At 71.2% G+C, this 12,801-nt stretch carries 12 protein-coding genes and 1 pseudogene; 5 read left to right on the forward strand and 8 right to left on the reverse strand.

The window, feature by feature from the left end:
- Positions 1 to 73 precede the first annotated feature (73 nt).
- Positions 74 to 601, reverse strand: a complete 528-nt coding sequence (locus OG858_RS02190; protein WP_328545189.1) for an aspartate/glutamate racemase family protein — start codon at positions 599 to 601, stop codon at positions 74 to 76.
- 407 nt (positions 602 to 1,008) lie between these two features.
- Here OG858_RS02190 and OG858_RS02195 point away from each other — a divergent pair, with 407 nt between their 5' ends.
- The 4 genes from OG858_RS02195 (at position 1,009) to OG858_RS02210 (ending at position 3,538) form a co-directional block, all read left to right on the forward strand.
- The gene (locus OG858_RS02195) at positions 1,009 to 1,503 is read left to right on the forward strand and encodes a MarR family winged helix-turn-helix transcriptional regulator (RefSeq protein ID WP_086751462.1); all 495 of its coding nucleotides are present in this window, start codon (positions 1,009 to 1,011) and stop codon (positions 1,501 to 1,503) included.
- A gap of 153 nt (positions 1,504 to 1,656) precedes the next feature.
- On the forward strand, positions 1,657 to 2,283 hold the full coding sequence (locus tag OG858_RS02200; protein WP_319268187.1) for a DsbA family protein: 627 nt from the start codon (positions 1,657 to 1,659) through the stop codon (positions 2,281 to 2,283).
- 35 nt (positions 2,284 to 2,318) lie between these two features.
- On the forward strand, positions 2,319 to 3,125 hold the full coding sequence (locus OG858_RS02205; protein ID WP_319066232.1) for an MBL fold metallo-hydrolase: 807 nt from the start codon (positions 2,319 to 2,321) through the stop codon (positions 3,123 to 3,125).
- 2 nt (positions 3,126 to 3,127) lie between these two features.
- The gene (locus OG858_RS02210; protein WP_218779672.1) at positions 3,128 to 3,538 is read left to right on the forward strand and encodes a nuclear transport factor 2 family protein; all 411 of its coding nucleotides are present in this window, start codon (positions 3,128 to 3,130) and stop codon (positions 3,536 to 3,538) included.
- Positions 3,539 to 3,663: 125 nt separating this feature from the next.
- On the opposite strand, the pseudogene OG858_RS02215 reads toward OG858_RS02210, so the two are convergent.
- The 3 genes and pseudogenes from OG858_RS02215 to OG858_RS02225 all read right to left on the reverse strand — a co-directional run bounded on the left by OG858_RS02215 (position 3,664) and on the right by OG858_RS02225 (position 7,565).
- Positions 3,664 to 4,690: pseudogene (locus OG858_RS02215) on the reverse strand (alpha/beta hydrolase).
- Positions 4,691 to 4,859: 169 nt separating this feature from the next.
- Positions 4,860 to 6,380 (reverse strand): glycoside hydrolase family 43 protein, encoded by a 1,521-nt coding sequence (locus tag OG858_RS02220; protein WP_319268189.1) that lies wholly within the window; start codon positions 6,378 to 6,380, stop codon positions 4,860 to 4,862.
- A gap of 99 nt (positions 6,381 to 6,479) precedes the next feature.
- Positions 6,480 to 7,565, reverse strand: a complete 1,086-nt coding sequence (locus OG858_RS02225) for a LacI family DNA-binding transcriptional regulator (protein ID WP_319268191.1) — start codon at positions 7,563 to 7,565, stop codon at positions 6,480 to 6,482.
- A 434-nt stretch (positions 7,566 to 7,999) separates the two neighbouring features.
- Between OG858_RS02225 and OG858_RS02230 the strand changes: the two genes are divergently transcribed.
- Positions 8,000 to 8,677 carry a DNA alkylation repair protein gene (locus OG858_RS02230; protein ID WP_408059372.1) on the forward strand — a complete coding sequence of 226 codons (678 nt, stop codon included), beginning with the start codon at positions 8,000 to 8,002 and terminating at the stop codon, positions 8,675 to 8,677.
- 250 nt (positions 8,678 to 8,927) lie between these two features.
- Here OG858_RS02230 and OG858_RS02235 read toward each other — a convergent pair whose 3' ends face one another.
- The 4 genes from OG858_RS02235 to OG858_RS02250 form a co-directional block, all read right to left on the reverse strand.
- On the reverse strand, positions 8,928 to 9,320 hold the full coding sequence (locus OG858_RS02235) for a VOC family protein (RefSeq protein WP_086751550.1): 393 nt from the start codon (positions 9,318 to 9,320) through the stop codon (positions 8,928 to 8,930).
- Positions 9,317 to 9,619 carry an ArsR/SmtB family transcription factor gene (locus OG858_RS02240; RefSeq protein WP_086751561.1) on the reverse strand — a complete coding sequence of 101 codons (303 nt, stop codon included), beginning with the start codon at positions 9,617 to 9,619 and terminating at the stop codon, positions 9,317 to 9,319. The genes OG858_RS02235 and OG858_RS02240 overlap by 4 nt, the downstream gene beginning before the upstream one ends.
- Before the next feature lie 113 nt (positions 9,620 to 9,732).
- Positions 9,733 to 11,469: a hypothetical protein gene (locus tag OG858_RS02245; protein ID WP_086751548.1), complete on the reverse strand. Its 1,737-nt coding sequence runs from the start codon at positions 11,467 to 11,469 to the stop codon at positions 9,733 to 9,735.
- A 234-nt stretch (positions 11,470 to 11,703) separates the two neighbouring features.
- Complete coding sequence (locus tag OG858_RS02250; protein ID WP_086751546.1) at positions 11,704 to 12,678, reverse strand: amidohydrolase family protein; 975 nt, start codon at positions 12,676 to 12,678, stop codon at positions 11,704 to 11,706.
- Positions 12,679 to 12,801 lie beyond the last annotated feature (123 nt).

Genomic DNA, 12,801 nt, shown 5'->3' on the forward strand with positions numbered 1-12,801 from the left:
AGCGCCGGGTCGACGACGGGGACCTCCACGGCGTCCGGGGGAAGCCCGAGCGGAACCTCGGTGCATCCCGCGATCACCGCCTGCGCGCCCTGCTCGGCCAGCGCTGTGCGGCGCGGGCCGGCAACCGGGTAGCCGTGTCGTCGCGCACACCGGCTTTCACCGCCCGGATGGCGGTCATGACCTCACGGTCCTGGCCGACCTCGTCCGGCAGGACGAGGCGGACACCGAATCGGTCCAGCCACTCCTGATGGAGGCCGGCACGGACGGTGCCGGTGGTGGCGAGCAGTCCGACGGTGTGGGTGCGCGGGCTCAGCGTGGTCAGGTGCCGGGCGGTCTCGCCGATCATGTGGACGATGGACAGGCCGACGTGGTCGGCGATGCGCGGGACGAAGGCGTGCGCGGTGTTGCACGGAATGGCGATGACGGTGGCGCCCGCCTCGCGCAGGACGCGGCTGCCGTCGAGCAGCCAGGGGGTGGGGTCGGGGCCGTCACCCAGCAGTGCCTCGGTGCGGTAGGGGATGGTGGGGTCGGACCAGATGACCGTACGGAGGTGGTGCTGATCGCTGGAACCGGGGGTGGCGGCACAACGACGACGCTGCACACCGTCACCAGCACGCTGTTGGCCAACGCAGCGCCCAGCGCGCCCTGTTGCCAGGCCCGGCCGAAGTTGTCCAGCGTGGGCGAACTCGTCGGGCTGATCGGCGAGGAGGTGTCCGACGGGGGCCGCACCGCCAGGTTGACCAGGACGTACACCGGGAAGAGCGCTGGAAGCAGACCTTCGCCCTGTACTTCGGCGAGGTCGAGGGCGACCCCCCGCCCGGCCACCTCGGACTGCACCCGGGGGCATGGCGGCGGGCGGTGCCGCCGGCCCGTCCGTGAGCGGCGGCACCACTCCCGACGCCCTTCGGCCACCCCGCACCCGGGTGGGGTCCCGTTGGCCGCCGCTCCCCTCGCCCAGGGCAAGATCGGTACGGTGGCGGTCGGGACCAGGAGAGGGGCGGCGCAGCCGTGAGCGAGCAGGCAGGGATCAGTACGGCCAAGGAGGCCGCCGACCACGAACTCGTCCTCGCGTTCGGGCGGCTGCAAGGGGCGGCCAACCGGCTGGAGTACATCCTCGGGCGGGCGCTCGAAGTCGAGTGCGGCATCAGCCACCTGATGTTCGAGGTACTGCTGATCCTCGGGCGGGCGGGCGAGCCGGGACTGCCCATGCGGGCCATCGCCCAGGAGCAGGTCCTGACCACCGGCGGTGCCACCCGCCTGGTGGACCGTATGGAGGCGGCCGGGCTGGTGACCCGGGAGGAGTCCCCTGCCGACCGGCGGGGAAAGCTGGTCCGGCTGACTCCGCTGGGCGAGGAGACGGCGGTTCGCGCGGCTGTGGTCCATGTCGAGAACATCAAGGAGCACTTCCTCAGCCCTCTGCCGGTGGCAGACCGCGAGCGGTTCGCTGAGGATCTTCGCATCCTCAGCCATTCGGCTCGGGACGTACTGCCCCGACTGCCCTGACCCGCACGCCGACGCCCCTCACGACGTCCCGACCTGAACCACCTCCATGTGACCCACCTCACGCACACTCCAGAAATACCTGACACATCAGTTACTGTTCTGTCAGGTGATCGCCCGCGCCGGGCGGGCCGTCACGCGCCTGTTGAGGTCACGATGAAGCTGGTCTACGTTTTCGACGCCTACTGCGGCTGGTCCCACGGCTTCTCCGTGACCCTCCGCGAGGTGGCCTCCCGCCACCCCGAGCTGCCGGTGGAGGTGGTCTCCGGCGGTCTCTTCACCGGATCGCGCCGGGTGCCGATCCGCGAGTTCGGCTATGTCCAGGGCGCGAACGCCCAGATCGCGGAGCTGACCGGTGCCGAGTTCGGCGAGGGCTACGAGCGGTTGATCGCCGACGGTTCGTTCGTCATGGACTCCGAGGCCGCCGCCCGTGGCGTGGCCGCACTGCGTCAGGCCGCCCCCGACCGGGCCGCGGCCCTGGCCACGGAGGTGCAGCAAGCCTTCTACTCCGACGGCCGAAGTCTGTCGGACCCGGCCACGTATCGCGCGGTCGCCGAGGCCGCCGGACTGGACGCCGACGCCGTCGTTTCCGCCTTCGAGTCGCCCGAGGCGCGGGCCGCCGCCCAGGCCGACTTCCGCCGCGCGGCCGAACTGGGTGTCACCGGCTTCCCCAGCCTGCTGGCCGTCGAGGGCGGCTCCGTCGCTCCCCTGGCCTACGGCCGCGCCACCGCGGACGAGGTCGACAAGCGACTGGCGTCCCACGCGGCCACCCTTGCCTCCTGACCTTCCCCGTCCCCACCCCCCTCAAGGAGTTCCCCGTGAGCACCCTGTCCTTCAAGGTCCTCGACCTCGACTTCCCGGCCGGCAGCAAGAACAAGACCGCCACCCTGATCACCGGCGAGAGCGAAGCGCTGCTGGTCGACGCCGCCTTCACCCGCGCCGACGGTCACCGGCTGGCCGCCGAGATCCTCGACTCCGGCAAGACGCTGACGACCGTCTTCGTCAGCCACGCCGACCCCGACTTCTACTTCGGCGCCGAAGTGATCGCCGACGCCTTCCCCGACGCCGTCTTCGTGGCCACCCCGATCGTCATCGAGCACATCCAGCACTCCTACGAGGGCAAGCTCAAGGCCTGGGCCGCCCTCGGCGCGAACCTTCCCACCCGCCTGGTCGACCTCCAGCCGCTGACCGGCGACCTCACCCTCGAAGGCCACCTCTTCGCGCTCCGGGGCGGCCCCGCGGGCCTGCCCGACCGCCACTACCTCTGGCAGGCCGAGCACCGCGCTCTCCTCGGCGGCGTCCTGCTCTTCCAGCAGGAGCACGTCTGGGTCGCCGACACCCCCACCCCAGGTGACCGCGCGTCCTGGATCGACCTGCTGGACGAGATGGCCGCCCTGGCCCCGCAGCTCGTCGTCCCCGGCCACCGCCTGCCCGGCACCCCGGCCGACGCCTCCGCCATCACCGCCACCCGCGACTACCTCCTCGCCTTCGAGGAGGAACTGGACAAGGCCGCCGACGGCGCCGCCCTCACCGAGGCCCTCACCAAGCGCTACCCGGACCACGGCATGCTCATCGCCGCCCAGATCGGCGCGAAGGTCGCCAAGGGCGAGATGAAGTGGGGCTGAACATGAGCGAGTTCGCCACCTCCACCGCACCCGCCGACGTCGTACGCCGCCAGTACCTCGCCTCCGCTGCCGGCGACCTGGAAGCCCTGCGGGCCACCCTCGCCCCCGACGTGGAGTGGACGGAGATGGCCGGCTTCCCCCTCGCCGGTACCTACCGCACCCCCCACGGCGTCACCGCCAACGTGATGGAGAAGCTCGGCCAGGACTGGGACGGCTGGACCGCCCACGACGACACCTACATCGCCGACGGCGAGAACGTCGTCGTCCTCGCCCGCTACACCGCCGTCAACAAGGCCACCGCCAAAGCCATCGACGTCCGCGTCGCCCACCACTTCGTCGTACGCGGCGGACTCATCGTCCGCTTCGAACAGTTCGTCGACACCGCCCTCGTCCGCGATGCGGCGGCACCCTGACCGGACTAAAGCTCTCCCGGACCGGCAGGACCGGATCGGCCACGCCCCGCCCGATGTATCGGCCCGCCCCGCGCAGCGACGACCGCGCGGGGCGTGCCGTCGGCGCGGACCGCGGTCCTCTTCCGTCACTCCCCCAGCAGTCGCCGGAGCCACCGCAGCCGGGCCTCCCGGGCGTCGACCGAGAGGGCCGCCTCGGGTACGAGACCGTCCAAGCCGTGGAAGCCACCCGGCCACACGTGCAGTTCGGCGCTCCCCCCGGCCTGCCAGATCCTGGATGCGTAGGTGACGTCCTCGTCCCGAAACGTTTCCGCGGAGCCGACGTCGATGAAGGCCGAAGGCAGGCCGGAGAGGTCGGCCGCGCGGCCGGGGCGGCGTACGGCTCGACGTCGTCGGTGCCGCGCGCCTCACCCAACAGGGCGTTCCAGCCGGTTTCGTTGGCGGTACGGTCCCATACGCCGAGCCCGGCCATCTGGTGGGCGGACAGGGTGTCGTTGCGGTCGTCGAGCATCGGGCACATCAGCAGCTGGCCGAGGACGCGCGGGCCCCGTCGGTCCCGTGCGAGGAGGGCCAGGGCCGCGGCGAGTCCGCCGCCCGCGCTGCCCCCGGCCAGGACGACGCGGTCCGGATCGCCGCCGATCGCCTCGGCGTGTGCCGCCGTCCACACAAGTCCCGCGTAGCAGTCCTCGACCGGTGCCGGGTGCGGATTTGTGCCGCCGTCCACACAAGTCCCGCGTAGCAGTCCTCGACCGGTGCCGGGTGCGGATGCTCGGGGGCGAGCCGGTACTCCACCGACACCACGACCAGGCCCAGTTCCTCGGCCCAGTCGAGGGGCAGGCCCAGCCGGTTGGTGCCCACGATCATGCCGCCGGGATGCGTGAAGTAGACGATCGGGCGCGGGGCGGGCGCGGCGGTGGGCCGACAGATCGGCAGCGAGACGTCCGGCGGGCCCGGCGGGCCGGGCACCGTCCGCTCCTGTACGTCGAAGAGCCCGCCACAGCTCAGTTCGTCGTTCGTCAGGAGGGGGACCTCGCCGTTGAGCCGCTCCCTCGCCGCGGGGATGCCGTCCGGGGTCGCGGTCGTGGGCACCTGGTCGCCCGGTTCGGCGAGCACGGCGCCCAGCTCCGGGTCGAACGGCGGAGGGGGCGTGGTCATCTGAACCTCCGGGACGTGGCGTCGACGTGTGCGACCGGCCGCGGCACGCGTACACCCGACGCCTGGTCGCGGCCGCCCCCGTCCCGGACCCGGACCTGCAACGCGTGCGCCGACAGCAGCGGTTGCGGGTGGGAGCGACCGTGTGACGGCCGGTCCGAGCCCGGTTGCCTCAGCCGTCCAGCGGCTCGTAGTCGAACCAGTCGAAGTGGACGGAGCCGGCGGAGGCGAACAGGCCGAGGACCCGGCCGGTGAAACCGCCGGCGACCTCCGTGGACAGGTACCGGCCGTCCAGGGAGGCGAGTTCGACGAAGGTGCCGTCCGGCTCCTCGAAGCCGAGCGAGACGAGGTCGGGGCCGGTGCGCGCGTCCTTCATGGTTTCCACAGGGACGGTCTCGACGCTGAGAACCACGGGCCCCGAGGGCACCGGCCGGGACGCCACGACGGTGTTCAACGGGCCGATACGGGCACGGACCTGCACCTGCCCGGCGGTGACCTCGACGGAGTAGTGGTGGCTCTCGTCGAGGCGCACGGCCAGGCCGCCCTGGCCCTCCGCCGCGTCGACCAGGGTGCGCACCCGGCACGACCGGTGTCGCTGCCTGTGGCCCACGAACGTCACGTCGGCGTCGTCGAGTGATCCGCCTCGGGCACGCAGGGTCAGCCAACCGGGCCGTTCCTTCGTGGTGCAGTCCTCCGAGGGGCGCCGGCGCAGCGAGATCCAGTGCGGGGACAGCTCGGTCACATCGAAGTCGTCGCGGCGCTCCGGCGCGGCTGCGGGTGGCTGGAGGGGCCACGGCGGTGCGGGCATGACGGTCGACAGTTCGCCGACGACGGGCCAGCCGTCGACCCACTCGACCGGCACCAGACAGGTCTCCCGGCCGAGTACGTGCCAGCCTGGGGTGCCGCCGCCCGGCCGTACGCCGAGCAGCACCATCCACCACGAGCCGTCGGGTCCCTGGACCAGGTCTGCGTGGCCGGTGTTCTGGATGGGGTGGTCGGTGCCGCGGTGGGTCAGGATCGGGTTGGCCGGGCAGGGCTCGAACGGGCCCGTGGGTGCGCTGCCGCGGGCGATCGAGACACCGTGGCCCCGCTCGGTGCCGCCCTCGGCGATGAGCAGGTACCAGTGGTCGCCGATCCGGTACAGGTGCGGTGCTTCGGGGGCCTTGGCGCCGGGCGCACCGGACCACAGCTGGCGGCGCTCACCGAACGTCTCCCCGGTGTGGGGGTCGAGGCGGATCTGCCCTACTCCGGCGGTGGTGCACCAGCAGGTGCCGTCGTCGTCCCAGGCGATGTCCGGGTCGATGCCGTGCACTCCGGGCAGCCGGATCGGATCGGACCAGGGGCCGGCCGGGTCGGTGGCCGTGAACAGCAGATTGCCGTCACCGCTGACGTTGGTGACGATCAGCCAGAACCGGCCCTCGTGGTGGCGCAGGGTGGGGGCGTAGATCCCCCCGGAGGAGGCGGTCTCCGGCGGCAGGCGCAGTTGGCTCGGGCGGTCGAGCGCGTTGCCGATCTGGGTCCAGTGCACCAGGTCCCGGCTGTGGAAGACGGGGATGCCGGGGAAGTACTCGAAACTGGAGCACGCGAGGTAGTAGTCGTCGCCCGCCCGGCAGACGGACGGGTCGGGGTAGAAGCCGGGGATCACCGGGTTGCTGATGGTGCTTACCGGCTCGGACACGCTCGTCACCCTCATCGGGTCCTTTCGCCGTTACGAAAGTTTCTCATCCCATGACGGATAGTTTCCCGAATCAGGCTAGTCATGGCCCGTCCTGACGGTCAATGACCTCGCGGGTCAGCTCCTGGGGGGAGCTGTGCTGGCCCGGACCGTCAGGGTCGTCGCGATCTCCAGCCCGGCCTGGGGTGCGGCCTCTCCCCGACCGAGCGTGAGTGCCAGCTCGGTCGCGGCCACGGCCATCTCGGTCAGGGGCTGGTGAACGGTGGTCAGGGGCGGGTCCACCCAGGCCACGACCGGCAGGTCGTCGAAGCCGACGACGCTCAGGTCGTCGGGGATGCGCAGACCGGCCTCGCGTGCCGCCTGGTAGACACCGAGCGCCTGTAGGTCGTTGGCGGCGAAGACCGCTGTCGGGCGCTCGGGCAGCTCCAGCAGGGAACGCGCCGCCGCGTAGCCGTCCTCACTGGTGAGCTGCGCGTACACGACGAGTTCCGGCCCGACCGGCAGGTCGGCGGAGTGCATCGCGGAGCGGTATCCGTCCAGGCGGGCGCAGCAGTACAGCTGGTCCTGCGGACCGCTGATCATGGCGATGCGACGGTGTCCGAGTTCGGTCAGATGGCGGGTCGCGGCCCGGCCGCCGGACCAGTTGGTGGCACCCACGAACGGGACGTCGTCCGGCAGTTCCGTGGCCGGGTCGACGACGACGAAGGGAATGCCCTTCGCCTTGAGCTGCTCGCGCTCGGCCTCGGAGAGCTGGGCCACGGACAGGACGCAGTTGGGGCGCCGGGAGACGGTGTCGTCCCAGGTGAGCGGGTCCGTGTCGTGCAGCCCGAACTCGGACACCATGACGCCCACGCGGTGTTGGCGGGCCACCCGCTCGACACCCCGGATGATCTCGACCGCCCACATGTGCTTGAGCTCGCGGAACACGAGTTCCACGACGTTGTTCCGGTTGGCGCTGGTCGGCTTGCGGTAGCCATACCTGTTGACCAGCTCCTCGACGCGTGCGCGCGTGTCGGCGGAGACGCCGGACTTGCCGTTGATCACCTTGGACACGGTGGGGACCGAGACCCCCGCCGACTCGGCGATGAACGCGATCGTGACCGGCCGGGACGTGTCGCCCTGCCCGTCGTTCCCGCCCACCGGCCCGTCAGCCGCGTAGTCCGCCAAGGTCGCCCGCCCGTCTTCTGGATCTGCCCGGCTCATTCTGGCACCCCGTACGGCCGCACCTGTGGCCCCCGGAACATCGTCATGTTAATTTTCTCCGCCGCAAGAGCGAAACTTTCCTTCACCGAGTTGTATCTCTGTCGGCTTCCGGCCGAGGCCACGTGTCGCACACCCCCCAACCGCGACGCCCTTTACAGGGCCACGCTCCGCGTCGGCCCGGCAGGCCCCACCGCGCCGACGCCGGGCAGGAGCGGCTGACGCGGTACACGGGCCGATCGGCAAGGAGGGTCCGGGAAGGGTCTTGGTGGCGCGGGCGATGCCGTCGGTTCGTTCGTGGCCGCTCCTGGGCTGCCGAGCGGCACCTGTCTGCCTCCTCCCCACGGCGACGGCGACCGCTGACATCCGGCGTTCCGGCACAGATAGGCTGATCTCCCACGTGAGGGACGGGAGACCGAGGTGACCGGGAGACCGAGGTGACGCTGACCGGGACGACGGTCGTCGAGGTGTTGGCCGAGCTGGCCGATCTCGAGGACCCGAAGGCACGCGAGGTGAACGAGAGACACGGTGACGATCACGGTGTGAACCTCGGCAAGCTGCGCGCGCTCGCGAAACGGCTCAAGACGCAACAGGAACTGGCGTGCCTGCTCTGGGCGACGGAAGACAGCTCGGCGAGGCTGCTGGCACTCCTGACCTGCCGCCCGAAGGCGTTCGGGCGTGACGAGCTGGACGCCATGGTGCGCGAGGCACGCACACCCAAGGTGCACGACTGGCTCGTGAACTACGTGGTGAAGAAGAACCCGCACTCCGAAGACCTTCGCCTGGCCTGGTCCTGCGACCCGGACCCCGCGGTCGCGAGTGCGGGCTGGGCGCTGACCACCGAACGGGTGGCGAAAAAGCCCGAGGGCCTCGACCTCCCAGGGCTGCTCGACGTCATCGAGGCGGACATGAAGGACGCCCCGGATCGCCTGCAGTGGGCGATGAACCACTGCCTGGCCCAGATCGGCATCGACCACGCCGAGCACCGTGCCCGTGCGATCGACATCGGTGAACGCCTGGAGGTGCTCAAGGACTACCCGACCTCCCCGGACTGCACCTCTCCGTTCGCGCCCACCTGGATCACGGAGATGGTGCGTCGGCAGCAGGGCACGTAGGGCGCCTTTGCCGCACGTTCCCGCCGTCACCGGGTCAGCCGCCGTTCCGGGTCCGCCCAGGTTCTCTGCTGCCGCTCGGCGCATCGCTGCATGCGCCGACCCTGCGGGGCCGGCCCCGGCGTAGTCGAACGAGAACACATGTGGAGCGGCTGGAGGACAACAGCGCGAACTCCGTGGTCGTGACCACGCCACCGACGACCTGCGGAGTGGGGGCGGTCCTCGCTCCGGACGACCCGCACACGGTCGACCTCTACTGCGGCTGTGTCGCGATCTGGATCAGGTTGCCGCAGGTGTCGTCGAGTACGGCGGTGGTGACGGGGCCCATCTCCAGGGGTTCCTGGGTGAAGCGCACGCCGAGGCCTCGCAGGCGCTCGTACTCCGCCTGCACGTCGTCCACGGCGAACTGGGCGAGCGGGATGCCGTCCTCGACGAGCGCGTCGCGGTAGGCCTTGACGGCAGGATGGCCGGCGGGCTCCAGAAGGAGTTCGGTGCCGTCGGGCTCGTCGGGTGAGACGACGGTGAGCCACCGGTCCTTCTCGCCGACCGGGACGTCGTGCTTCTTCACAAAGCCGAGGATCTCGGTGTAGAAGTGCTCGGCCTTGGCCTGATCGTCGACGAAGACGCTGGTCAGACGGATCTTCATGAGGTGCTCTCCTGGGGTCCTGATGGGTCGGGCACGAGCCACCGGTCGGCGATCTGCCGCAGCGGGGCTGTGTTCAGATCGTGGAACTTGTAGCGGCCCTCCCGTCTGGTCTCGACGAGGCCGGCGGCCTCCAGCACGGCGAGGTGCTGGGAGATCGCCTGGCGCGAGATGCCGAGCTGATGCTTCATCGTCAGCCGGGAACAGATCTCGAACAGTGTCTGTCCGGACTTCTCGGTCAGCTCGTCGAGGATGGTCCGGCGGGTGGGGTCGGCCAAGGCTTTGAACAGGTCGTCGGCCACGACCACAGGATAGGCAACCAACCACTTGCCTATCAAGTCGAGCTGCGCCCCACCGGGGTGCCGCCACCGCCGGACACGGTGCGGGCGCCTGCTGGACGTGACGGGTGACGCGGTCAGGAGAGCGGGGGCAGCTCGCCGCCGGAAGCACCTGCACTGTCGGAGGACAGCGACTCCTTGAGCGCGCGGAAGAAGGTCCGCCGCTCGACCAGTTGCGCACCCGGCACCTCGGCCAGGGGCTCGGCGCGGTGCCCGAAGCCGGACGGGAGCGAGGGCAGTTCGAGTGCCGCGAACGCCTCGTCGACATGCCGGCGGGGATCACCGGTGCCGCGCAGTACCGCGGTGAGGGGCCGGTGGTCCGTCACGCCGTAGGCCGCCGCCAGCGCGGTCGCCCGTTCTGCCGCCTCCTTCTGGGTCGGCATCTCGGCCGGGTCGGCCCACCATGCGTGGGCGGCCACCAGGCGGCCGTCGCGGTACAGGTGGAGCGTGTAGTCCGCGCCCTCCTTGACCGCCACGAGAACCGGCCACTTCTCGCCCCGACTGAACGTACGGGCCAGCCGGGGCAGCCCGCCCTCGCCGAGCAGGGTCCCGCGCACGCCCTTGCGGCGGCCCGGCTGATCCGCCGAGGGCGCCGCCTCGACGAACGTGCTGCCGCCTGGTGCCGGGACCAGGCGCATGGTCACGCCGGTGATGAGGATCGCCTCGCGGGCGTCCCGCAGCGGCGCGCCGACGAGCGCGACGGCCATGGCCGCGGGCGGGGGCACGTCCTCCGCCGTACCGGCGGCACCCGACGGTCGGCCGACGGCCGGCGCCGGTACGCTGCCGCCGAAGTACGGTGTCCGGCGGGCGACATGGACGCGGACGCCCTGCCGCATCAGGAGGAAGATCTCCCTCGCGTCACCCAGGTACGCCCAGGGAAATGTTCGTGCGTCGGTACCGATGAGGCGGAAGACCTCCAGGGCCTCGGCCTCGCGCCCGGAGCGGATCAGTGCGAGCGCGAGGTGGTTGCGGAAGCCCGCCGCCCGCCGGTCGCCCGGTTCGAACGCGGCGGACAGCTCCAGCCCTGCCTCGACATGCCCCTCGATCCGGGACCAGGCCACCGGGCCCTTCCCGATCCCCGCCTTGTGGTCCAGCGCGTACTCGGTGACCGCGTGCAGGGGCAGTCCACGCAGCGGTGAACCGTCGGGGGCCGCCGCGGCGGCCGACTCGGTGAATTCGAACATCTCCGGGTGCGAGCCGTACCACTTCTCCGCCAGGTACTGCACCGCGCGGGCGTGCAGGCCCACATGGTGCGGATGGGCTTCGCGCCCTCGAGCCAGGTACTCGTCGAAAACGTCGCGGGGCGCACCGAGCCCCATGGCGTGGGCGATGTGGATCCGCCAGGGAACGGGATCGCCGGGGTTGAGGTCGGCGGCCGTGCGCAGGACCGGTGCGGCGTCGCGCAGGACCGCACGAAACGCCTGGAACTGTTCCTGCGACACATGGCGGGCGCGCGCGGCGGTGCGGATCTCCCAGGCGCGGTCGATCTCCAACTCGGCTGCCACCAGGGCGAGATCGGGATCGCCGGGCCGCTCCCGCCGCCAGCCGTCGAGCCATCCGGTGTGGTGCAGCGCGAGTTCGGCCAGGGATGCGCTGTATTCGCCGCGCCGGTCCCAGTCCAGGGTGGCGCGCGTCCGCGCCAGCAGTTCCGCCGCGGGTTCCCAGGCTCCCGACCGGGCGGCTGCGAGCGCAGCCCGCAGAGCGGAGTCCGGCCCGTCCACCTCGACCGCCCCGTCCGGCGGCAGTCCCTCGCCGGTGGCCGCCAGATGCCGCAGCATCCGAGGCAACGCGAGCACTCCGGGCAGCTTGCCCATAATCCAGTCCCTCCCCCAACGGCCCCCCGGCCGCACGCAGTCGATGATCGACAGGCGCAGACCCTACCGACCGGGCCAGGACGCACGACATGGAGGGGAGGGTCCCGCGCGCGAACTGCGGGGAATCATGCCCCTCTGGGCTTCCCCCCGGGCTCCTCCGGGCACCCCTGCAGGGGGACGAAGGGCGGATCGCGCCGGTGGTGCTCGGTCGGTCCGGAGGTCACGAACGGGCCCTCACAACCCGAACAGCTCTGCCGCGTTGTCGTGGCACACCGCCCGTAGCCATTCCTCTCCCAGGCCCAGTCGCTCCAGGGCGTGGAGTTGGTGCACGTACGGGTAGGGGATGCTGGGGAAGTCGGAGCCGAGGAGGATACGGTCACCGAGAGCGGCCAGCCGGGGCAGGGCCCGGCGAGGGAACGGCATGAACCCCTCGCTGAAGTCGGTGAACGCCATCGTCGTGTCCAGCCGCACTTCCCCGTACCGCTCGGCGAAACCGAGGAACTCCTCGTACTCGGGCATACCCATGTGCGCGACGACCAGCCGCAGCCGGGGATGTCGCGCCAGCACCCGCGCGATCGGCTCCGGGCCGGTGTACTTGCCGGGCGCGGGCCCGGAGCCGCAATGGATCACCACAGGGATACCGGCCTCGGCCAGCAACCCCCATGCCTGGTGGAGGAGTTCGTCGGCCGGGTCGTACGCCCCCACCTGTACATGGGCCTTGAAGACGCGTGCCCCCGCCTCGACGGCCTCCCGTACGTACGCTTCGACGTCCGGCTCGGGGTAGAGGGTGGCGGTGTGCAGGCAGTCGGGGGTGCGGCGGGCGAAGTCGACAGCCCAGCCGTTCAGCCACCGGGCCATGCCCGGCTTGTGCGGGTAGAGCATCGCGGTGAACGCCCGGACGCCGAACGCCCGGAGCAGGGCGGCCCGTTCCGCCTCCTCCTTCCGGTACGTGATCGGCCACTCCATCCCACCGGTCAGCGGTCCCAGCGCGTCGAAGTACTCCCACACCTTGCGCAGGACGCGTTCGGGCATGAAGTGCGTGTGGACGTCGACCAGTCCGGGGAGACCCAGCGACTCCCAGAACCGGCGGATCTCTCCGGCCTCCCCGGCCACAGGCACGTCACTCAGCGTCCCTCGCGAACCCGTGGGCGGGGGCGAGGGCGGCGGCGAACCGGAAGGGGTGACAGGTGCCATGGGGTGATCGTTCATGTCCCCACGATCGGTTCCAGTGGGGTGGCGGGTCCACTCCTTCTGCGCAAAAGATCCGTGAGGGACCCGTCAGCCGACTGTCCCCGGGCAGTGAGGTCTTCTCCACGAAATGATCTCGTGAGG

The organism is Streptomyces europaeiscabiei (assembly GCF_036346855.1).
Classification (GTDB): Bacteria; Actinomycetota; Actinomycetes; order Streptomycetales; family Streptomycetaceae; genus Streptomyces; species Streptomyces europaeiscabiei.

Bases quoted from the DNA above. Each gene is read 5' to 3' on its own strand.
- OG858_RS02225 (WP_319268191.1), bottom strand. From the start codon at position 7,565: ATGAGCCGGGCAGATCCAGAAGACGGGCGGGCGACCTTGGCGGACTAC.
- OG858_RS02220 (WP_319268189.1), bottom strand. From the start codon at position 6,380: ATGAGGGTGACGAGCGTGTCCGAGCCGGTAAGCACCATCAGCAACCCG.
- OG858_RS02245 (WP_086751548.1), bottom strand. From the start codon at position 11,469: ATGGGCAAGCTGCCCGGAGTGCTCGCGTTGCCTCGGATGCTGCGGCAT.
- OG858_RS02235 (WP_086751550.1), bottom strand. From the start codon at position 9,320: ATGAAGATCCGTCTGACCAGCGTCTTCGTCGACGATCAGGCCAAGGCC.
- OG858_RS02250 (WP_086751546.1), bottom strand. From the start codon at position 12,678: ATGAACGATCACCCCATGGCACCTGTCACCCCTTCCGGTTCGCCGCCG.
- OG858_RS02200 (WP_319268187.1), top strand. From the start codon at position 1,657: ATGAAGCTGGTCTACGTTTTCGACGCCTACTGCGGCTGGTCCCACGGC.
- OG858_RS02210 (WP_218779672.1), top strand. From the start codon at position 3,128: ATGAGCGAGTTCGCCACCTCCACCGCACCCGCCGACGTCGTACGCCGC.